The organism is Desulfovibrio sp. TomC (genome assembly GCF_000801335.2).
GTDB lineage: Bacteria > Desulfobacterota > Desulfovibrionia > Desulfovibrionales > Desulfovibrionaceae > Solidesulfovibrio.
Window position 1 is genome coordinate 120,231 of record NZ_JSEH01000010.1, and the last position, 20,545, is coordinate 140,775.

The window sequence follows — 20,545 nt, forward strand, 5'->3', positions numbered from 1 at the left end:
TCTCCTGTCTCCATGGCCGGAACATAGCAGACCCGGTCTGGCGGGTAAACACGGGCCGTGATCGACCTGTCCATCGACAATGGATCAGACCCCCTGGCCGAGCCTGCGGAAACAGGCGGTTTCGCCCAGGCTGTTCCACATTTCCTGGAACGCCAACCGGCCAAACCCGGCGCAACGGCCGCCCCTTCTCTAGCAACATACTTAAATATAAATATAAAACTTTCAAGACCGCCGTTTTCACCTTCTGGCATGATTCTTTCAGACATAGGGGAAAATACGCTCCCCACAATGAAAAGGCAGGATCGTGCCCAACACGGGAATATCGCCATGAAACGATTCCATAGAGAGGAACGCGGCGTCGCAGCCATCGAAGCAGTCTTGGGGATGTTGATTCTTGTTCCGCTGCTTCTTGTGCTTGTCGAAGCGTCGCGGGCTCTGCTCGAATACTCCCAGCTGCAAAATGCGGCCATGGAAGGGGCACGAATGGTGTCTCGGCAAAACGGCGACCCGTCAGGCGTGGCCGATTACATGAAGAGCCTTTTCCAGAATTCCGACGCATCATCGACTCTCGCTGGGCAGGCGCCTACGGTCACCGTCGGTTCCCGGGACAGTTCCAACAACGTAACAGTGCAGGTGGACCATGTCTTCTCGCCTTTTTTCGCGTCGCAATCCGACAGCCAGGGCGGCTCAGGCCTTTTCAGCCTTGTGGGAACAGATGCGCTCACCCTTTCAGCCAAAGTCGTCACCGCGTTGCCGGCTCCAAACTGAGACCGGCGACACCCGGGGTGCGTCCACTGTCCTGGTTGCGGCCAGCCTGCTTGCCGTCATGGCCGCAGCCGGCGTGGCCGTGGACTATGGCCGCTTGTATGTGGAGCACAACCGCCTGCAAAATGCCGTTGATTCGGCGGCCCTGGCCGGCAGCCTCCAGCTCCCCGACGATCCGGACGTGAACAACGGCAAGGCTGAAGCGGCGGCGAAAACCAATCTGCTGGCCAACGACGCCGATGCCGGAAACATCCTGGTGGAATCCGGCGGGGCCACCCGCAGCGTGTGCGTGACGGCCGAGGCGAATGTGGAGATGACCGTTTCCAAGGTCATCGGCATGACGGACAAGACCGTCTCGGCCGAGGCCTGCGCCGGCTACAATGACATTGAACTGGTCATGGTCCTCGACTCCACCGGCAGCATGAAGGGCACGCCCATCACCAACGTCAAGGAAGCGGCCACGAATCTGGTCAACCTCATCATGCCGGCCTCGTCGGACACGGCCACCCGGTCCAAGATCGGTCTGGTCCCCTTCCAGGGCAAGGTGCGCATCGACGGCAACGACCCGGTGACGGCCGAGCAGAATCCCGACGGCGTGGGCGTTGGCTGCCGCAATGCCGACGGCACGCTCAACAACGGCAAGCTTCGCCCGGAATATTCCCACACCACGACCAAGACAAACATCTTCTACGGCTACACCATAAGCGGCGTGAGCACCACTTCGGACAAGACCTGCGCCGGCATGTCGCCCATCCGGGCCTTGTCGTCGGACAAGGAAGACATCCTGTCCAACATCGCGGCCTTAAACGCCGGCGCGGTGACTTCCGGGACGCTTATCAGCGAAGGCATCAAGTGGGGACGAAACGTGCTGTCGCCTGCAGCGCCCTATGTCGAGGGCAACACGGACAAGAAGGTGCGTAAGATCATGATCGTGCTCACCGACGGCGACACCGAGGACGGCCGCTGCAGCGGCTCCTATGCCTCGGCCTCCAAGACGATCAACACCTACTGGACCAACGCCTACTTCGGCCAGGGACTCAAGCCCGACACGTCAACGTCGCCCTATGCCACCCTGTCCACGGCCACCCTGACCCTGGCCCAGATTCCGGACTGCAAGGACGGCGGACTGCTCAACCAGTATGTCATAAACGAAGCCAACCTGGCCAAAAACGACACCAGCTATCCTGTGGAAATCTTCTCCATCCGCTTCGGCGACTCCGACACCACGGACAAAAGCATCATGAAGCAGATCGCCTCGTCCAAGGCCGGCACCGACGACCACTACTTCGACGCCCCGGATGAAGCCGGCATCAAGGAAATGTTTAAAAAGATCGGGCAGCAGCTCGGCCAGCGCCTCATGACCAGGAAGGAAGCCACCACAGGCACCCCGTAACCAGCCGTTGGATAAACAAGCGAGTACCGCCATGAAGGCCGTCCATACCCTCCACGCAGCGCCCCGGGGCCGCGACGCCGCCCAGACAGGCAGTCTGGTCGTTGAGATGGCCCTGGTGCTGCCGATCCTCCTGAGCCTTCTTTTTGGCATCATCGAGATCGCCAATATCCTGCGCATCCAGCTGACCCTGAACAACGCCGTGACCACCATCGCCCACGATACGGCCATGCGCGAGACCAGCCAGGACTCGGCCAAGCAGTTCATGAACGACAACAACCTTGTTCCCATGGTCAAGCAGTCCGACTCGGCCGATGCGCCGACGCTGACCCTGTCGCCGACGACGACCACCAGCTGCAAGGCCACGCCGTGTACGCCGTTTGAAGTCAAGCTCACGTACAAGTATCAGGCCCTGATCCAACCCATGAAGCCCTTTTTCGACAATATTCAGCTGTCCGCCTCGACCCGCAAGATCTCCGAGCCGTGGTAGACCGCCAAAGGACGACGCCATGAACACCCGACTTTCCGTCATCGCCCTGGCCGCCCTGTTGCTCATAGCCGCCCAGGCCGGCGCAGCCGGCACCAAGGACAATGTGGTCAAATTTTATCAAGACTATCTTACCCTGGTCAGCGCCAGCGACTACGTGACCCTGTCCCGGGACGACCCGGAGGCCTTTGACGCCAAATTCAACGCCATCGCCAAGGACGCCGGTTTCGAAGACTCGGCCGCGGCGTTGTCTGCCGCCGAGTCCCTGGCCGGGGACAGCGACATCGCGGCCCTCAAGCAGTCCGTGGCCGACAAGATTTTGCAGCAATACAAGCCATTTCGGGAGTAGCCAGCCAGCCTCCCCAGGCAGGGTGCGGCCCGATGGCAGGGGACGCCCGGAGCAGGACTCCGGGCGTCCCCTGTTTTTTTGTTGCCGGCCGGGCGGGGCATCCGCCAACCAGACGCCGGCAGCGGTTGGCCGGTCGGGCGGGGGGATAGGCTTCGGTGGATGCATCGGGCGGTCTGCCGGGCAGTCTGGTCGCGGGCAGACTGCCCGGCAGTGGTCAGGCGCGGCAAACACGGCGCGAGATGGTGTCCTCGAAACACGCCAGCACCGCTCTCGAAGGAAACAAACCTGAAGACCAATTTCTTGACGAAACGGACGGAAGAGGAAAGGACGCGCCGCTAGAAACCGCTTTTGAGGAGTTCAAGCAGGCCGGTCAGGCGGCCCATGACCACGGCCAGCCCCAGGGCGGCCAGGACCAGGGCGAATATCGCCCGCAACACCATGCGCCGGGCCAGGGGACTGGTCAGCATCCCGCCCATGGACGGGCGGGACGGGGCCGGGATGATGTGCTCGGCCCGAAGCAGGCGATACATGCCGATCACCGAGACGAGGCAGATGGCCAAGGCCAGCAGGTTGTCGGGATTGTGGAAAAAGGCGCCGAACTCCGAGACAAGATTCCTGGAGCCGGAGCCAAGCCCTGAGACGGCGTCCAGCATATCCTGCTGGCTGCCTTGAAGCTCCTTTGCCGAGCGCGCCAAGTCGGCCACACCGGCCATATCCATACCCCCTGCCCGACCGTATTGCGCCGGTTGGCCCGTTCCCGCGGCGGCCTGCTGCCGCGACGACGCCCGGCCTTGGCGACGCCAACCCGCTGCAAAACCCGCCCTACTTGTGCATGGAGCCGAGCATCTGGGCGATGCGGATGCCGGCCGGTCCCAGGATAACGATCAACAGCGTCGGAAAGATGAACAGCATCAGCGGCAAAAGCAGCTTGACCGGCAGCTTGGCCGCCAGTTCTTCGGCCAACTGAAAGCGTTTGGTCCGCAAGGAATCAGCATAGACCCGAAGCGTCTGGGCAATCGAGGTGCCGAACATGTCGGTCTGGATGAGCATAGCCACAAGGCTGCCCAGGTCCTCCAGGCCGACCCGGGTGGAAAGATTGCGCAGCGCCTCGCGCCGCGATTTGCCGGCCCGCAGCTCCAACGTGAGCAGACGCAGTTCGGAACTGAGAATGGGATCCTTTTGCGTCAGCTCCTGGCACACCCGGTAGATGGCCTGATCCAGGCCCATGCCGGCCTCCACGCAAACGACCAGCATGTCCAAGGCGTCGGGCAGGCTGCGGGCGATGGCTTTTTGCCGGGCCTTGACCCGGGAGTTCAGAACGAACCCCGGCAAATAGAACCCCGCGGCCACCAGCGCCACCACCACGAACATCTTGTACTGTCCGGACACCCGGCCGGACATGGCCGCAAGCGTGCCCAGCACCAGCCCGACAAAGGCGAAACCGGCCTTGATGCCCCAATACAGTTCCACCGCGTTTGGCTGTCGGTAGCCGGCCTGGACCAGGGACGACCGTGTTTTGGACAGTTCCTTGGCTTCCTTGGGTTTGACCAGTTCGCCAAACCAGGCCGCCGCCCGCCGTCCGACGCTCTCCATCCAGCCAAGCAACCCCGGTCGCGCGCTCCCGCCCAGCTGCGCCGCATTGGCGACGGCATAGGCGCGACCGGCCATCTCCTGGCGTTTGCGGCCTTCGTCACGGAGCGTCGCCGCCGCGTAGACGACAAGGCCCACGCTCGCGGCGACCAGCACGGCAATGACGAACAGATCCATGGCGCGCTCCTAGACCTCGATACGGACCATCTTGCGGATAATGAGGACGCCCGTGGTCATAAGCCCGATGACCAGGTAGCTCATGATCAGTCCAATGGGGTCGATAAACAGCAGATTGAAATAATCGGGATTCACCATCTTCACCACGCCGCTCACGCCAAAGGGCAGCAGGCACAACACCCATGCGGCCATGCGCCCTTCGGCCGAAAGCACCCGGATGCGGCCTTTGAGTTTGAACCGCTCGCGGATCAGCCAGGAGATGTTGCTGATGATTTCCGCCAAATTGCCGCCGGATTCATTCTGGATTTTGACCGACACCACGAAAAAGCTCAGGTCCGGGCAGTCCACACGGTCCATGAGGTTGTCCAGGGCCACGGTGACGCCCAGGCCGAAATTGATTTCTTCCAAGGTGGTCTGAAATTCAATGCGGATGGGGTCGGCGAATTCGCTGACCACCATGCCCATGCCGCTGGTGAAGGTGTGTCCGGCCCGTAGCGCCCGGCCCACCAGTTCCAGGGCCTCGGGCAACTGGCGCTCGAAATCGGCCATGCGTTTGCTTTTGCGCATGGCCACCCATTTAAACGGCAGGCAGCCCAGGGCCAGCCCGACGCCCAGACGCACCAACGGGTTGTCGACATACAGCGAACTGCCGAGATACCCAGTGACGCCGAAGACCAGGGACAACAACACGAAGATGCCAAGCGGGGCCTTGATGTCGGCCTGATGCAGGATCTTTTCCATGCGCCCGCTCCAGGCATGGCGCGAGAGCAACACATCAAGCCAACGCAGGCCGCTCATCTCGTGTTTCTTCTCGATGTCCCCCACCTCAAGGCCAAGCCCCTCGCCGCGCGTCACCTGGTCGATGCGCCGGGCCATTTCCTGGCCGGACTTGTCGGTCAGGCGCAGGATGGCCAGCACCACGGCAACAAACAGGTAGACCAGGGAAAGCAGCAGGGCCAGGGAGAGGATCTTCGGCAGACCGTCGGACATGACGTCTCGCTCCTATCCCGGCTGATTGCCGGCGCATTGACGGGTGGCATTCACGCTGTCAGACCTCGGCCACGTTGCGGGGATCGAAAATGCCTTCCGGCATCTTGATGCCCTTGGACTCGAAACGCACGGCAAACTTGGGCCGGATGCCCCGGGCCAAAAACGCGCCCTTGACCTTGGCGTCGGCCGTCATGCCGCGCTGCTCGAAGGCGAAAATCTCCTGCATGGTGATGACCTCGCCTTCCATGCCGGTCAGTTCCTGGAAACTGACCAGTTTGCGGCTGCCGTCGGAAAAGCGCGAGATCTGGACAATGACGTCCACGGCCGAGGCGATGTAGCGTTTAAGCGACAGGGCGGATATATTGAGTCCGGCCATGGCCACCAGTGTTTCCAGGCGCATGAGCGCGTCGCGGGGGGTGTTGGCGTGGAGCGTGGCCAGGGACCCGTCGTGGCCGGTATTCATGGCCTGGAGCATGTCGAGGGCCTCGGCCCCGCGCACTTCGCCGACGATGATGCGGTCGGGGCGCATACGCAGGCAGTTGCGCACCAGATCGCGCTGGGTCACCTCGCCGCGTCCTTCGATGTTGGGCGGACGTGATTCCAGACGGACCACATGGTCCTGCTTGAGCTGGAGTTCGGCCGCGTCTTCCACGGTGACGATGCGTTCGTCGTGGGGAATAAACCCCGAAAGGCAGTTGAGCATGGTGGTCTTGCCCGTGCCCGTGCCGCCGGAAATGAGGATATTGAGCCGGGCCAGGACAATGCCTTGCAGGACGTCGGCAATGTCCCGGGTCATGGCCTTGTAGCGGATGAGATCCTCGATGGTGAGCTTTTCCTTGGCGAATTTGCGGATGGACAGGGCCGGGCCGTCAATGGCCAGGGGCGGGATGATGGCGTTGACGCGGGAGCCGTCGGGCAGGCGCGCGTCCACCATGGGCGAGGATTCGTCCACCCGCCGGCCGACCCGGGAGACGATGCGGTCGATGATCTTTTTTAAGTGATCATTGTCCTTGAAGCGCGATTCGGTCAGCACGAGCTTGCCGCTGCGCTCCACGTAGATCTGACGATAGGAATTGACCAGGATGTCGTTGACGCTTGGGTCCTTGAGAAACGGCTCCAGGGGACCAAGGCCGAGCATCTCGTCCTTGACCTCGTTTATGAGCCGATCGCGCTCGATCTGATTGAGCGGGGTCTGGAAGAATTCGTCGCGCAACAGCCGCTCGACGATTTTGCCGATCTCCCCCCCAAGCGAGCTCTCATCCAGGCTGTCGAGCAACGACAGGTCAATAAGGTCGATCAGCCGGTCATGGATGCGGGTCTTTATTTCGTAGTATTCGTCCCTGGCGATGCCCGACTCCTTGCGCTCGGGCGCAGGCGTCTGGAGACGGGGCATCTGGTGGCGCAAAATGGGCGGGCGGCCGCGTTCCATGCGTGGACTCCTTCACCGGTTTGGCGCTTTCGCCGCAATATTCCCTTAGCACCGTTTCACCCCAGCCGCCACCGGCCCCTGGCGAGGCCGTCCGGGTCAGGATCGGCCGCGCAGAAACTTGAGGCCAAACAGAGGCTTTTTGGCTTCCTCTGCCGTCTGGACCGGAGCCAGGGTGGCGGCCAGATCGCCCAGGGAACGGGTCACCGGTGCGCGCGGCGCGGTTTCAAGCAGGGTCTTGCCCTGGTTTATGGCCGCGAGCGTAGTCTTGTAGTCGTTGGGCACGCGCCAGAAAACCGGCAGCCCCAGAGCCTTTTCCATGTCCTCCACCACCAGATCGCTCTCGTCGAGGTGGCGGTTGACCACAATTTTGAGTTTTTCTTCAAGACCGGAATCGGCATGGCGGATGTTGTCCAAAAAGCGCCGCACATTGGCCAGACAGGGCAAATTCTGGACGCACACCAAGACAATGGCGTCGGATATGTCCATGACCTTGAGCGTTATTTCGTCCAGATACATGCCAAGATCGATGACCACGGTATCAAAGACCTGGCGCATGAGTTCCAGGAGCCTGGAGATATTTTCCGGCGTAGCCATCTGCAGATCGTCGAGCCGGCTTGGCGGGGCCAGCAGATAGATCCCCGAGGGATGGCGGGACATGACGCTCATGAGATAGGTGGCGTCCAAGCGGCTGATGTTGCCCAGCACTTCGCCCCAATGGTATTTGGGGGCGATGTCGAGAAAGAGCTGGGCCTCGCCAAAGGGCAGATTCATGTCCATGAGGGCCACCGTGGCCCCGGGTTTGTGGGTCTGGCAGGCCGCAGCCAGATTGACGGCCAGCGAGGTGGTGCCGACTCCTCCCTTGGCCCCGAAGATGCTGACGATGCGGCCCTGCTTGCTGCGCTTGGGGCCAAGGGCGGCCTCCCGGCGCTCCTTGAAGCGCCAAAGGGCCATGCGGACTTCCTCGTGATTGACCGGCTGGGGGAAAAATTCGCGCACGCCCTGGCGCATGAGCCGCATGAGCACCTCGGCGTCGTAGACCGGAGCCGTTAAAAACACCTCCCGCTCGCCGCGCCGGGCGACCATGTCAGCCACGGCCTCAAGCTGGGCCTCGCCTCCATCCGGGGCAAGCTCGCGCACGAGCAGATCGGCGTATTCCTCGCCGGCCCCGAGCACCTCGAAATCGCCGTCCTCAGACAGACACTCCTCGAACACCCCCCGGGCCGGCGTGGGGTCCATATCCAGGATCACGGTGAGTTTGTCGCGCATGGTGGTGCCCTTCCCTCCGGTCGGCAGCATTATTTCTGCTTGAGGAAGGCCTCAAACGCGCCTGACTGATTCGCCTTCTCGTCTGGCGCGGCCTTTTCCATCCGTTCGTAGGCCAGGCCGGCCCGGGCGCCGTCCATCCCCAGGACCGGGCTGTCGTCCCCGGCCGCCGGATCAATCTTCTGATTCTCAAAGACCGTATGGTACGCCTTGCCGTAATCCCAGCTCAAGGGCTCTTTCTCGGCCTGACAGCCGGCCAGGACCGCGGCCAGGGCCGCAGCGAGGAGGTAGAACTTGCATTGCATGGCGTCGCTCCTGTGTGTCGTCCGTATCCGGCCGTCGGCCGGTTAATAGCCCTTGCCGTCCGGCTGGCGCGGCGCAGCCGCAGCCAGGGGCACGGCATGGCCGAATTCGCCGTCCAATTCCGCCCCGGTCCGGGCCATGGCCGGCGCCTGTGCCCCGGCCTGGGCCGTGTCCTGCTGGTGGATGCCCAGGAAAAATTCCAGATCGTCGGGTTCATGCACCATGTCCGTCGGCAGTTTCATGGACTTCTTATCCAGCGGCTTGACCAGATGGGCCGTGATGATGATCACCAGCTCGGACTGGTCCTTCTGGTACTGGGAACTCTTAAAGAGGTTGCCAAGGACCGGGATGTCGCCAAGCACCGGGTACTTGTCCATGGCGCTGCGGGCCTCTTCCTTGAGCAGCCCGGCCACGGCAAAGCTCTGGCCGTTTTTGAGTTCCACCGTAGTGGAGGTGCGCCGGGTGTTGATGGCCGGGATGGTAAAGCCCTGGATCTGGATGGCCCGGGTGTAGTCGAGGTCGGACACCTCGGGGTTGACCTGCAGGCTGATGCGTTCGCCCGAGGCCACGGTGGGCGTGAATTTAAGGCCCACGCCGAACTCCTTCCACTCGATGCTGGTGGTGCCAAGGCCCGACGGCACCGGGACCGGGATCTCGCCGCCGGCCAGAAACTTGGCCGACTGGCCGTTTAGGCACACGAGATTGGGCTCGGCCAGGATCTTGACCAGCCCGTTTTGCTTGAGCATGTCGATGACGGCGGTCATGGTCGTGTTGCCGGCCCCGCCCCAGTTGGTATTGAACCGCATGGCAGCCGTGCCCTGGCTCAGCGCCATCGTCTCTTTGTTGGCATTGGTGTTAAACTCCCGATAGCGCGTCTGGACCGCGGACGATTCCGGGAAATGACCGGTCGTGTTGCCGTCGGCGTCTTGCAGTTCCCAGCCCGGCACACTGGCGTACTTATAGACATTTTGGACATTGTCGACATTGAACGCCGCGGCAGCGATGGAGGTGAGACCACCGATCAGGGTGTAGCCGAAATTGCCGTCGCCAATGGCGTTTAAGTTGATGCCCATGCGGTTGACCAGGGTCTTGGACATCTCGGCCACCCGCACTTCCAGCATGACCTGCTGCACGCCGGCGACCGAAAGCAGGTTCAGGACCTTTTTGGGGGCGTACACCTCGGCCATGGCCAGGGCTTTTTTCAGGCTTTCGGCATCGCGCACCGTGCCGGACAGGGCAATGGAGTCCTGACTGGCCATGACCTCGATGCCGGTCTCGCCGGGCATGGTGTCGTGGAGCATCTTTTTGAGCCGCGACACGTCCGGAGCCACGTCGAGGTCGTAGACCGTGCGGATCTTGTCGCCCTTGTCCCACAAGGTCAGGTTGGTGATGCCCGGGGCGCGGCCGGTGACATAGACCTGGCGCGGCGAGAGCAGGACGAAATCGGCCACATCGGGCTGGGCCACGGAGACCCGGGCAATGTCGGTTTCACTTTGCAAAATGACGGACTTGCCGATGGTCAGGGCAAGCCGCGGGGCGGAGCGCACCGCCACCGGCCGCACGCTGGCCGGAGCGGCGTAGGAAGCCGTAACCAGGGACAGGGACAGGGCAAGCGCCAGAAGGCGCGCTCCCAGATGTCGCATACTACGGCTTGGCATGGCCTTTCTCCTCCTTCGTCGTCGCACCCAGGGCATCAAGGCGCACCCGCTCGCGTTCCGTGCCCCGGATGGTCTCCACACTGTAGCTCGTGTCCTCGGCCAGGCTCGGTTCCGGTTCGACGGGCGGCCCGGCCGGAGCAGCGGCAAAGGCTTCGAGGCTTCGGGCCACATCGGCTCCGGATGTCGCCACCATATCCTCGTCGCCGGGCTTGCGCAGGGCCAGATGCATGCTGCCGAGATCGGCAGCCAGGGCCAGACGCTCCGCCTCCTCAGGGGTGACCATCAGGGTGAAAAAATCGGTATTGGCCAATTCCTCGCGGCCATCCTTGCCGATTTTCGTTTCGCGCTCGGTGCCGGTGGTCAGCAGAGGAACATTTTCCAGGATGGTCTTGTTGACCTTCTCGTCGTTCTTGGCCCCTGGCTGGGAATAGGTGACCAGGACGTCCACCCGGCAGCCCGGGGTGATGAGCCCGCCGGCCCCCATCAGTTTGGAGCCTTTGACGGTAAAGGCCCGCTTGCCCGGCTCCACCGAGGCGTCCAGGCCGCCGCTGACCGCGCCCTTGGGCATGAGCTTGTCCGGGGTGATGGGATCGTCAGGGGAAATATCACGGGCGCTGATGCGTCCGTAGGCCTCGGCCGGGTCGCGCAGGGCGCCCTGGGGCACGGCTTCGGCCTCATAGGGCTTCACTTTGACCATGGCGGCATCCAGGCGCGCTCCCTTGGGAATGGCGCGGGCCGCCACGAGAACGTCGCTTTTGGGAGCCGCCACCTTGACCTGATTCGTTTGGGCGGTGCGCATTGATCCCAACCAGCGAATCGTCAGCACCCCGGCAACAAGCGCCAGGATGACGGCCAGAATCATGTGGGGTACGGCCTTGGATTTCATGCGGGCCTCCGCCTGCTCGTCCTTGGGTCGATTGGCCGCGTCCTGGTCCTTGAAGGGAACGCCGGCGTATGACTTTATTAAACGGTTCAAGTCGCCAGCCGGAATCGGAGCGCCTTTTTAAACACCATCCGGCCTGCCGGACCGGCCTTTCCGGGTTGCACCCCCCGCGTGGCCCCGATTTGCGGGCTTTGGGGAGCAGCTCGCCGGTCCCGGGCACAGAGGCTAAAGCAAAAAGCCTGCCAAAAAGAAAGGCCGACGGAATCGCTTCCGTCGGCCGAGCCAAGATACGGTCTCTGGGAAATCAGGCTGAATATTCGGTCGGGTCGATGCGGTGCTTCTGGATCTTGTTCCACAGATTCTTGGGACTGACCCCCAGACTGCGGGCGGCATCCTTCTGGCTGCCCCCGGCTTTTTTGAGGGCAGTAAGGATCATATTGCGCTCCATGTCCTGCAGAGTGTCCCGCAGATTGCCGGCCGCCTCCGGGAGGTCGTCCGGTCCGGCATCCTCCGGGACCAGCCGCGTCGGCCGGTCCAAGGCCCGGCCAATCTCGACGGCGGTCAGAACCTCGCCCGAACTCATGATGGCGGCCCGCTCCAGCAGATTGGCCAACTGCCGGACGTTGCCCGGCCAGTCGTAATCAAAGAGCAGCTGCATCCCTTCGCGGGACACCCCCCGCAAATTGACGCCCACCCGGGGACCGATGCGCTCCAGGAAGTGGCCGACCAAAAGCGGCAGGTCCTCCTTGCGCTCACGCAGCGGCGGCAAGGGGACGGCCGCGACGCTTAAGCGGTAATAGAGGTCGGCCCGAAAGAGCTTCTGGGCGACCAGGTTTTGCAGGTCCTGGTTGGTGGCGGCAATAATGCGAATGTCGATGTCGATGGGTTTGGCCCCGCCCACCCGTTCGATCTGTTTCTGTTCCACGGCGCGCAGGAGCTTGGGCTGCAAAAAAAGCGGCATATCGCCGATTTCGTCGAGCATGATGGTGCCCTGGTTGGCCAGCTCGAACTTGCCCTTTTTGAGGGCCACAGCACCGGTGAAGGCCCCTTTTTCGTGACCAAACAACTCTGATTCCAGGAGATTTTCAGGAATAGCCGCACAGTTGACCTTGACAAAGGGCGCCGTCGCCCGCTTGCTCAAGGCCTGGATGGCGTCGGCCACCACTTCCTTGCCCGACCCGGACTCGCCGGTGATAAGCACCGTGGAGTCGAGCGGCGCGACCCGACGCACCATATCCACCACGGCCCGCATGGGCGGCGACTGGCCGACGATGATCGGCCCCCGGCCCGAGGCCATGACCGACTTGAGCTGCCGCAGTTCGGCCAACAGCGTGCGCCGCTCCAGGGCGCGGCGCAGGACCACTTCCATTTCGGCCAGGGAAAAGGGCTTGGCAAAAAAGTCGTAGGCCCCCAGGCGCACCGCATCCAGGGCTTTTTCCCGGGCCGAGTAGCCGGTCATGACGATGACCTCGCTCTCCGGGGCGGCTTCCTTGATTTTTGAGAGTCCCTCAATGCCGTCCATGCCGGGCAGCATGACGTCGGTCAGGACCAGATCAAAGGCTTCGGCCTTGGCCCGGGCCACGCCTTCCTCGGCCGACCCGACCCCGACCGGATCGAAATCCCGCGACAGAAGGGCCTCGCACAGCATGTCCCTGAACGCCGCATCGTCGTCGATAACCAGAATTCGGGCAGGCATCAGCGCTCCGGCAAAGCAGTTGCGAACCGTCTCATGGCGGTCCCTGGTGGTCCGGGAAAAAACTCCGCATGGTCTCGGCCAACCGGGCCTCCATGACAGGAACGAGTCCGGCCAAGCCGTCTTCGGTCAGGCCCAGGGCTTCCCAGGCGGCAGGATCAAGCGGCGGCACCCGGCGGTTGCCGCTGCCGCCCCAGCCCATGGCCGTAGCCACAATATCGGCCAGATGGATCACGGCCGGCTCATCAATAAAAAGCGGTTCGCCCAGATCGTGGTGATAGCGCACCATCTTTTCCAGATTGGCCGGAAATTGCCATTTCTGGAGCAAATGGCCGCCCAGGGCGGCATGGTCGAAACCGATGACCTCGCGTTCGACCACAAAAAGCGGCACAGCCTCGACCTCGGCCCGGCGCATGGCCACACCCATATGGACGACGGCCTGCTTGAAGGTGATGATCCGGCCGATGTCGTGGAGCAATCCGGCCACAAAGGCGGTCTCGGCGTTGATCCGGCCGGTGGCGGCGGCAATGGCCTGGGCCGCGGCGGCGCAGCCGACGCTGTGCTCCCAGAAAAGACGCATGTTGACCCACTGGGGCGGGATGTCCTGAAAAAGCGGCAGGACGGAGACGCCCAGGGCCAGGGTGGCGAGCTGGCGCGCCCCGACCACCATGACGGCCCGGGACAGGCTGTCGATCTTGGCTGGAAAACGGCCGCGCATGGCCCGCATGGTGCGGGCGTAGTAGGAGCTGTTGACCAGACGCAACAGCTTGGCGGCCAGGGATGGGTCGTGTTTGATGCTCTCGGCCGCGTCATCAACGGTACTGGCCGGATCTTTCAGGACGTCGTTGATACGCAGATAGACTTCTGGCGGGGAGACGAGCTTGGGTTCGTCGCGCAACAGCCCTTCCAGGGAAAGCGGCCCGGGCGTCGCCGGATCGATCGGACGCCGGCTGCGCTCCTCGGCAACGGGCGTCTGGTCGGCAACAGGGCCGCCGGCCTGAAGCCGCCTGACTTCCCGGTCCAGGGCCAGCCGATACAACACGGCTGTCGGGCCGCCGGCCACGTCGGAACAGGCAAACCGCTCGGCCAGGGCGGCCTCGGCCGCCGCCCGACCGTCGCCGTCGTCGTCGGCCACGGGGGCAGAGGCCGACGACGGCGGCGCCTCGGTCGACTGGGGATTGGCCTCGGCGGCGGCGATCACCGTCACCTCGGTCAGATTCCAGGCCACAAGGGACTTCAGATGGCCGGCGTCAAGAATCGTGCCCCTGGGCATGAGAAACCGTCCGCCCGGAGTCAGTGCATCCTCGGCCAGCACCATGCCGGGAGAGAGCTCGGAAACAGTGCGTCTGACCATGGCCCCCGTCGTTTCATTTCGTAAATAGTACGCCAGTGATCCCGTAATCATACGGGTTTGCGCCATGCTGTCAAGAAAGGCCGGAAACAGGTGCCGGGGCCTTGGGCAACCGTGCGTCCAGCTTGACAACCAGACGGGGCGGCCGGCCGGGAGCGCCCGGATACTGGCGCAGCGTGCCGCTGTTCTCATTGATGAAGTTGATGCAGTCGGCCACGGCCCCGGACTCGACCTCGGGCAGGCCGGCTCCGTCGAGGGTCAGGACGGCCGAGCCGTCCGGCTCCTGTTCAAGACGCACGGTCACCGCGTCCGTGGCCGCATCCAGGACCTGGCGCAAAAGCGCCGCCAGCCCGGCCAGAAAGGGCTGCTTGCGCGTGCGGATGCGCACGCCGCCTGCCAGTTGGCGCATCACCGGATCACTGCCGGCCGACCTGGGCATCCTATCGAGGATGGCCGCCACCTCCACATCCAGGCGCACCTCCTGCAAATACGGCGCAACCGGACCCAGGCGCTCGAAGTCGCCCCTATGGCGTTCCAGGTCGGCGGCCATGCGGTCCTTGACTTCGGCAAGAGCGCCCACCCCGGCGGACAGACGCGGCAACGCCCGACCAAGCAGTATTTCCCGCAGCAGGCCCGCCGTGGCCATGGCCGTCTCCAGGTCGCCGGAGCGGATGTCGCTCTCGAAGGTCCGAAACACAGCATCCAGACGCGGCCCGACAGCCAGGGCGCGGGTCAGGCGCAGGAGTTCCAGGTCCATGGCGGACAGGCTGTTGCCCACTTCGTGCAGGTAGGCCCCGGCAGCCTCCACGCGGCCGGCGGCAAAGGCGGTCTCGGCTTCGCTTTCCGCCAGACGTTCGCGCAGCCTGGCCTCGCGAAGGGCTCTGGTGCGCAGGCGCAGGATGTCGGTGCGCCTGGCCATGCGCCGGGCCAGGGCGGCATGGGCCAACTGCAGCGAGGCTTCGGCCTGCCGTCGGCGTCTGGCATCGCGGGCGGCCAGCAAAGACAGGCCCAGGCCTCCAACGCTTAAGAGCGCCATGACCAGACGCATGAGCGCAAGCCGGCTCTCCACGGCCGGCGAACCGGCGGCCAGGGGAATGACCACGCGCTCGTAATCGAGGAGCACGTACCAACCAAGGGCGATGCAGATGGCGGCGGCCAGGGGCAGGATCAGGTCGATTTCGCGCAGATTGCGTTCTGGCGACGGGCTGCCGTCCGGTGCGGGGGAAACGGAATCAGGCGGTCTCGGCATGGCTCTCTCCCGGGGTTGGAGCGTTGCCCGTGCTGACGCCAGAAGTGTGCCGACCGGGGTCGATGGCTCCGGGCGGGGCCTGACGCGGCCAAGGGCCACTGCGATACTCCACCGCCCGGAGAGGGAAACCGGGCGCGCTCCACCCACTGTGGAACACGCCCGGCGGATCTATTCGGGCAAAGAAATACCGAAATCCATGCGGCCAAAGGAATCCAGGTTGTCATCCCCGCCGCTGCCCTCGGAATGTTCCTCGGCTGCCCGGGGGGCGGCGGTCTTGGTCTTGCGGCGACGACGCGCAATGATTTCCTTTAACAGTTCATCGCGGCCCATATAGCAGTCCAGGCACATATCCTCCCGGGGGCTGAATTCCGAAGAGCGTTTGCGCAGATTGCAGACCCGGCACAGCCGGTTGTCGGCCAGGGGAGCCGAGGGTTCGTCGTCTTCCTCCTCCTCGGCAAAGGCCTCTTCGGGCATTTCCTGAAGTTCCTCGGCCGGCTCCGCCCGTTCTTCCTCGCGCTCCTTGCGCACAGGCTTTTCCTTGCGCACCTTGGCCGGAGTCGGACGCGGGGGAGCCTCCTCCTCGTCGACATCAGCCTCGATACGCAGGGTGAACGGTCCCTTCCGCGTGCGCAACGTCAGTTCGACGCCGAGCATTTCCGGGAACAGTTCGGCAAAAATCCGTACCAGCTGGAACTTCTTGTCCACGCCTTTGCGGCGCACCCGGATATAGGCCCGGCTGCCTTGCACCGTAGGCCAGATAGCCTTGTCCAGGTTGGCCTGCCCCTCCTGCAAAAAGCGGCCTTCGACGACAAAGCCCTCTTCGCAGATGAAATAATCCGTTCCCGCCTCACAATGGAAATAATCCGCTTCCGTGGGTATCTTCTTCCAAACCAATGCCGGTTCCTCATCCGACCGTGCGCGACGGTCCTGTTAGAATCCCAGATCCTGATTGACCAAGATCACCGTGACGCGTCCCCGGGGGAAGCACTTCTCGGCAATGGTCCACACGTTGCAGATGCGCTGCGGGCTGCCGCAATCCTCACAGTGGGCGGTGGCAGTGCACGGCGTTTTTTTCGACAGCCGCAGGGCATTGACCGGTGCGGCGAAATTCTTGATGCGGACCCTGGCGGCGTCGACATCGGGCACGATCTTGTTGCGCCCGGCAATGACCACGACATGTTTGGGACCAAAGGCAATGGCACAGGCCCGGTTCCCGATCATGTCCAGGTTGACCAGGACCCCGTCCTCCGTGACGGCGTTGGAGCCGGTGAGAAACAGGTCGGCCAGCAAGGCCTGGCGACGACGCTCATAGAGTTCTTCAGGCGACACGCTGTGATCCAGGGTGTTTATGATCGACACGCCCGGCGCCTGAGCCAGGGCAGCCGGCAGTCCGGTGGCGGCAAGGGTCATGGAGCCACCAAAAGAAATAACCTTGGCTGCGGTCTGCGGCAAAATGGTTTCCAGGACCAGAGCGCCGGCAGCCTCGGCATCGGCCACGAGATAGGACTCGAAGTGGTTGGCGACCAGGGCTTTGGCTGTTTGTTCCAGCCGTTTGGCGTAATATGCGTCGATAGGAGCCTGCATGACGCCTCCTTGCCCGCCCGGACCGGCGGCGCAAGCCCTTTTAATCGCGTCCCCCAAAAAAGCAAGACGCTTGACGGTCAGGGATACAGGTTCCGCAGTTCTTCAAGGAATTCAGGCAGCGTCGGGTCGCGCCGGTTTTTGCGCACCACCACCCAGACACCCCAGGATATTGGAATATTTTTATTTTTGCGCTCGGCATAAAAACTGTCCAACCCGGTGACGATGCGTCCGGCCGGCATGTCTGCGAAATAGGCGTCAGACTGTCGCATGATGCTTTCCATGATGTCGGAACAGATCGTGTATTCGTTTTTGAGCGTTATGCCGAGGATATTCTCATTCAGGTTAAATCCGTCGAAGATCCCCAGCACCAGATCGGTTTTCTGTTCCCTGGAAAGGCCGGCCCAATAGCTTCCGGCCCGGCGCGGCGCTTCGGCCGCAAGGGTCTGGGCCGCAGGCAGCCCCGAGGTCAGCAGCAACCACAGGAGCAACACCTGTAAAAGCCCCTCCGGCCGTGTCATCCATTCGCGCCCCATCATCACCCCTTCCCGCGTTCCCGCACACTGCCAAACACCAACCTTATAAAGCAAGGAATACGGTGTTTCAACGGGTCAACGTCAAAAATATTATTGCTTTTGAATTATTACGTGGAAAGCAGTTCCGGCGGCAGATGATCGGTCATCACCGGGCCAAGCATGGGCGCGCGCTGCGACAGGCCAAGGACCACCATGGCGGCGTTGGGAATGGCCACGGCCTGGCGAAAGGCCCGAAAGCGGAACATGGCTTCCTCCACCCCCAACCGCCCACACAAGACACGCAACATCACCCCGCGCAAAAACTGCCCATGGGTAAAAACCGCGACATGGCCCGCTACCCCGGCCAAACGGTCGAGAAAGGAGTCCACCCGGTCCCAGAAGGCCAGGAAGGACTCGGCCCCCTCCCCGTCCCGGGCCATCGGATCAAGACGCTTCCAATAGGACTCCACGGCGTCGTGGCGGTCCCCCCGCCGGGTGCCCAGATAGTGGCGCGGGGCCAGATAGGTGAATTCCTGCACCGGCCAGACCGCCACTGGGACGTCCGGAAAGCGTTCGCACAGGGGTTCGGCCGTCTGCACGGCCCGGTCGAAGGAGGAAAATATAATAAGTCTTGGAGGCTTATTGAAACACGACGCCACCAGGGCGGCCTGGGAATGGCCCAGGCCGGTCAAAGGAATGGTATCCGGATATTGGGTGATTTCCCCGGCGTTGGAGGCGCTTTGGCCGTGGCGGATGCAGCGTATAACGGTCATGGCGTTCCTGCTTTGATGACGAGATAGTCAAGATAGTACAAACGGATGGCCCGGGGGCCGCCGATTGCGTCGTTAATCTGGTCCAAAAGCTCCCGGCGAAGCGTTTCCCGGCCCCGTGGCCCCAGCAATTGGGCCGCTGTCTTTCCCCGTAGATACAGGAGAAGCGACTCCTTGACCTGGGGGGCGGCCGCCATTTTCGCCCCCTGCTCGTCCGTAAAGAGCACCTCAAAAGCCAGACGCAACCGGCCAAGCCGCCCGCCGTCGTCGATATTGACGTCAAACCCCGGGTAGGTCACCCCGCCGCCGCGCGCCACGGGTTCGCCTTGGGCCAGCCCGTGGCGCGGCGCGGCAAGCATTGCCAGCCAGAGGGCCGCCGCCAGCCAGACTCGGCGCCTCATGCTTCCTCCGTCCGACTGGGGCCGTGTCCCCCACCGGCCAGGGCGACCCGGCCCAGCGAAAAGGCCACCAGCATTCCAAGCACCGCCGCTGCAACCAGCGTCGCCGCTGCCGCTGGAAAGCCAAAATGGGACAGGACCAGCCCAGGCAGGTAGGTGCCAAGCGCCCCGCCGGAATAGTAAAAAGAAATATAGAGTCCGTTGACAAGGCCCTTGTGCTCGGCCTCGGCACTGTTGAGCACACCCGGGGCCACGGAGTGGGCCATGAACATGCCCGAGCACAGTACGAACACACTGGCGAAAATCGCTTCCGGGGCCGGCAGGGAAAAAAGCCCGGCCGCCCCGATAACCACGCCTGCGCCAAGAATCATGGTTCGGGCCGGCCCCCCCAGACGACGCGAGAGGCGATGGGAGGTCAGGCAGGCGATAATGCCCATCAGATAGCCGCAGTACATGGCCCCGGCCCGAAGCGGCGAATAACCTCCAGACAGTTCGGCCAATCGGAAGGGCAGCAGATTGAGCATCCCGGAAAACACGAAAAAGAGCAGGGCCACCACCGCGTAGGTGGTCAGAAAACCAGGCTTGCCAAGCACCTGGGGCGCATCGCCAAGACGGATGGGCAAAAAAGCCGATCGGGCGTCCCGGGGGAGCGTCAGACAGGCCAGGGCACACACGAACAGCGTCCCCCCAAGACAGTAAAATGGAATGTGCCAGCCCAAGGCGTTGGCGACAAGCCCGGAAAAGAACCGGCCGAAAAATCCGCCAAACACGGTCACGGCGATATAGGCGGCCATGACCCGGCGCAGCGCGCCCGGAGAGGCGGCCGTGGCCAAATAGGTCATAAGCGACGTCAGAAGCGCCGGCACCGCCAAGCCCTGAACAACCCGCAGCGCCAGAAAAAGCTCGAAATCCGGGCATAAGGGCAGGCAGGCGGTGGTGACGGAGAGCAGCCCCAGCGAAAGGCCGATGAGCGGCCGGGCCGGGGTCGCGTCAAGAAAAAAGCCATAGGCCAAGGGAGCGATTCCCAGCGGCAACATCGTGGCGGTGACGGACAGGGAGGCAGTGGACTGGGAAACCCCGTAGGCCTCAGCCAAAAGCGGCAACAACGGCTGGGGAGCGTAGATGGAGGAAATGCCGCAGACCGTCGCCGCGTAGAGTACCAAAAGCGCCCAGATCCCCATCTCTTCCTCCCAAGCGGTCCGACCTTGGTTCACATACTCCCGAACGGCAACGGAGAAAAGGGCGCAACGTACGATATCCGCCGTTTACAAACCTTTGGCGCGGCTGGTCTGGGCCAGCCGCGCCAAAGGCAGGAGCACCGGCGGCCGGGTGCCTGGGGATCGCGCGCCCCGGCCATGCCCGGGGGAGACCCGACCTGGGAGCGCGGAGCATCCAGCCGCTGCGTGCGCCCGGACGCCGGCCGGATGGCTTGGCAACAGCCCGGCGGCGTCCGGAAATGCAGCCGACACAGCGGCAGCTTAAAACAGGCTATCGATATTCAAGGCCTCGCCGCAGCACGGGCAGCATTGCACCCGGGCCTTGAACAAAAGCCGGGCCCGGAAAAACACCGCCCGCCAGGTCGGGCCGCAGGGCCGGTAATCCACCAGGATGGGTTTGCCGCAGCGGCAGTAGCGACGTTGCATGGTCCGCCTCCTTGTTGCACAGCTTGCGCAACAGTAGTTTATTTAAATAAACACGTTGGAG

General features: G+C 63.2%; 22 protein-coding genes. 4 read left to right on the forward strand and 18 right to left on the reverse strand.

Annotated elements, in window-relative coordinates; all coding sequences use genetic code 11:
• The first annotated feature begins 57 nt into the window (after window positions 1-57).
• The 4 genes from NY78_RS25500 to NY78_RS11490 are packed head-to-tail and all read left to right on the forward strand — an operon-like array spanning window position 58 to window position 2,991.
• Window positions 58-768, forward strand: coding sequence for a TadE/TadG family type IV pilus assembly protein (locus tag NY78_RS25500; protein WP_231583954.1), 711 nt, complete (start codon window positions 58-60; stop codon window positions 766-768).
• Window positions 716-2,158: a pilus assembly protein TadG-related protein gene (locus tag NY78_RS11480; protein ID WP_082139981.1), complete on the forward strand. Its 1,443-nt coding sequence runs from the start codon at window positions 716-718 to the stop codon at window positions 2,156-2,158. The genes NY78_RS25500 and NY78_RS11480 overlap by 53 nt, the downstream gene beginning before the upstream one ends.
• Window positions 2,159-2,189: 31 nt before the next feature.
• Window positions 2,190-2,645, forward strand: a complete 456-nt coding sequence (locus tag NY78_RS11485) for a TadE/TadG family type IV pilus assembly protein (RefSeq protein ID WP_047960152.1) — start codon at window positions 2,190-2,192, stop codon at window positions 2,643-2,645.
• A 19-nt stretch (window positions 2,646-2,664) separates the two neighbouring features.
• Window positions 2,665-2,991, forward strand: coding sequence for a hypothetical protein (locus tag NY78_RS11490; RefSeq protein ID WP_043635853.1), 327 nt, complete (start codon window positions 2,665-2,667; stop codon window positions 2,989-2,991).
• Window positions 2,992-3,326: 335 nt separating this feature from the next.
• On the opposite strand, the gene NY78_RS11495 is transcribed toward NY78_RS11490, so the two are convergent.
• The 18 genes from NY78_RS11495 to NY78_RS25250 all read right to left on the reverse strand — a co-directional run bounded on the left by NY78_RS11495 (window position 3,327) and on the right by NY78_RS25250 (window position 20,484).
• Window positions 3,327-3,710 carry a hypothetical protein gene (locus NY78_RS11495; protein WP_231583956.1) on the reverse strand — a complete coding sequence of 128 codons (384 nt, stop codon included), beginning with the start codon at window positions 3,708-3,710 and terminating at the stop codon, window positions 3,327-3,329.
• A 103-nt stretch (window positions 3,711-3,813) separates the two neighbouring features.
• Complete coding sequence (locus tag NY78_RS11500) at window positions 3,814-4,758, reverse strand: type II secretion system F family protein (RefSeq protein WP_043635856.1); 945 nt, start codon at window positions 4,756-4,758, stop codon at window positions 3,814-3,816.
• 9 nt (window positions 4,759-4,767) lie between these two features.
• Window positions 4,768-5,748, reverse strand: a complete 981-nt coding sequence (locus NY78_RS11505) for a type II secretion system F family protein (protein ID WP_043635859.1) — start codon at window positions 5,746-5,748, stop codon at window positions 4,768-4,770.
• Between the two features lie 58 nt (window positions 5,749-5,806).
• Complete coding sequence (locus NY78_RS11510) at window positions 5,807-7,177, reverse strand: CpaF family protein (RefSeq protein ID WP_043635861.1); 1,371 nt, start codon at window positions 7,175-7,177, stop codon at window positions 5,807-5,809.
• 96 nt (window positions 7,178-7,273) lie between these two features.
• Window positions 7,274-8,473 carry an AAA family ATPase gene (locus NY78_RS11515; RefSeq protein ID WP_231583958.1) on the reverse strand — a complete coding sequence of 400 codons (1,200 nt, stop codon included), beginning with the start codon at window positions 8,471-8,473 and terminating at the stop codon, window positions 7,274-7,276.
• Window positions 8,473-8,745 carry a hypothetical protein gene (locus NY78_RS11520; RefSeq protein ID WP_043635865.1) on the reverse strand — a complete coding sequence of 91 codons (273 nt, stop codon included), beginning with the start codon at window positions 8,743-8,745 and terminating at the stop codon, window positions 8,473-8,475. Before NY78_RS11520 ends, NY78_RS11515 begins: the two co-directional genes overlap by 1 nt.
• A 42-nt stretch (window positions 8,746-8,787) precedes the next feature.
• Window positions 8,788-10,401 (reverse strand): type II and III secretion system protein family protein, encoded by a 1,614-nt coding sequence (locus tag NY78_RS11525; RefSeq protein WP_043635867.1) that lies wholly within the window; start codon window positions 10,399-10,401, stop codon window positions 8,788-8,790.
• Window positions 10,388-11,287 (reverse strand): Flp pilus assembly protein CpaB, encoded by a 900-nt coding sequence (gene cpaB, locus NY78_RS11530; RefSeq protein ID WP_043636013.1) that lies wholly within the window; start codon window positions 11,285-11,287, stop codon window positions 10,388-10,390. The genes NY78_RS11525 and cpaB overlap by 14 nt, the downstream gene beginning before the upstream one ends.
• A 301-nt stretch (window positions 11,288-11,588) precedes the next feature.
• Entirely contained in the window at window positions 11,589-12,980 is a 1,392-nt protein-coding gene (locus NY78_RS11535) for a sigma-54-dependent transcriptional regulator (RefSeq protein ID WP_043635870.1), read from the reverse strand.
• A gap of 31 nt (window positions 12,981-13,011) precedes the next feature.
• Window positions 13,012-14,331: an HDOD domain-containing protein gene (locus NY78_RS11540; RefSeq protein WP_043635873.1), complete on the reverse strand. Its 1,320-nt coding sequence runs from the start codon at window positions 14,329-14,331 to the stop codon at window positions 13,012-13,014.
• Between the two features lie 70 nt (window positions 14,332-14,401).
• On the reverse strand, window positions 14,402-15,577 hold the full coding sequence (locus NY78_RS11545; RefSeq protein WP_043635875.1) for a hypothetical protein: 1,176 nt from the start codon (window positions 15,575-15,577) through the stop codon (window positions 14,402-14,404).
• A gap of 168 nt (window positions 15,578-15,745) precedes the next feature.
• Window positions 15,746-16,471: a hypothetical protein gene (locus NY78_RS11550; RefSeq protein WP_043635878.1), complete on the reverse strand. Its 726-nt coding sequence runs from the start codon at window positions 16,469-16,471 to the stop codon at window positions 15,746-15,748.
• Between the two features lie 36 nt (window positions 16,472-16,507).
• The gene (locus NY78_RS11555; RefSeq protein WP_043635881.1) at window positions 16,508-17,161 is read right to left on the reverse strand and encodes a lactate utilization protein; all 654 of its coding nucleotides are present in this window, start codon (window positions 17,159-17,161) and stop codon (window positions 16,508-16,510) included.
• A 77-nt stretch (window positions 17,162-17,238) separates the two neighbouring features.
• Window positions 17,239-17,697: a hypothetical protein gene (locus NY78_RS11560; protein WP_231583960.1), complete on the reverse strand. Its 459-nt coding sequence runs from the start codon at window positions 17,695-17,697 to the stop codon at window positions 17,239-17,241.
• A gap of 104 nt (window positions 17,698-17,801) precedes the next feature.
• On the reverse strand, window positions 17,802-18,446 hold the full coding sequence (locus tag NY78_RS11565; RefSeq protein WP_043635888.1) for a histidine phosphatase family protein: 645 nt from the start codon (window positions 18,444-18,446) through the stop codon (window positions 17,802-17,804).
• Window positions 18,443-18,844: a flagellar basal body-associated FliL family protein gene (locus tag NY78_RS11570; protein ID WP_043635891.1), complete on the reverse strand. Its 402-nt coding sequence runs from the start codon at window positions 18,842-18,844 to the stop codon at window positions 18,443-18,445. Before NY78_RS11570 ends, NY78_RS11565 begins: the two co-directional genes overlap by 4 nt.
• Window positions 18,841-20,055, reverse strand: coding sequence for an MFS transporter (locus NY78_RS11575; protein ID WP_231583962.1), 1,215 nt, complete (start codon window positions 20,053-20,055; stop codon window positions 18,841-18,843). Before NY78_RS11575 ends, NY78_RS11570 begins: the two co-directional genes overlap by 4 nt.
• Window positions 20,056-20,319: 264 nt before the next feature.
• Entirely contained in the window at window positions 20,320-20,484 is a 165-nt protein-coding gene (locus NY78_RS25250; RefSeq protein WP_197084237.1) for a hypothetical protein, read from the reverse strand.
• Window positions 20,485-20,545: the final 61 nt, after the last annotated feature.